General features: G+C 42.8%; 1 protein-coding gene. It reads left to right on the top strand.

The window, feature by feature from the left end; all coding sequences use genetic code 11:
- Positions 1–306: Ig-like domain-containing protein (locus MWU65_RS17675; RefSeq protein ID WP_247079986.1), on the top strand; the 306-nt coding region annotated here is incomplete at both ends.

The following is a 306-nucleotide window of genomic DNA, read 5'->3' as shown; positions in this document are numbered from 1 at the left end:
GATTCAGGAGCTATTACAAATGACGGTATTACAAACGATAATACATTGATCTTTACTGGAACAGCAGAACCAAATGCTTCCGTAGAAGTATTTATAGATGGTGTTAGTATTGGATCTACTACTGCTAATGGTTCTGGAAACTGGTCCTATGACCATTCCGGAATTACGCTTAGTGATGACAGTCATGTGATTGCATCACAGGCAACAGATGCCGCTGGTAATATCAGTCCACTCTCAGCCGATTTCCCAATTACGGTAGATACTACCGATCCGGTAGCCCCTATAGTGACCGCCATAAATGACGAC

The organism is Cellulophaga sp. F20128, assembly GCF_023015805.1.
Classification (GTDB): domain Bacteria; phylum Bacteroidota; class Bacteroidia; order Flavobacteriales; family Flavobacteriaceae; genus Cellulophaga.
The sequence above is the reverse complement of the archived record's forward strand: the minus strand, read 5'-3'. Positions and strand labels throughout refer to the sequence as shown.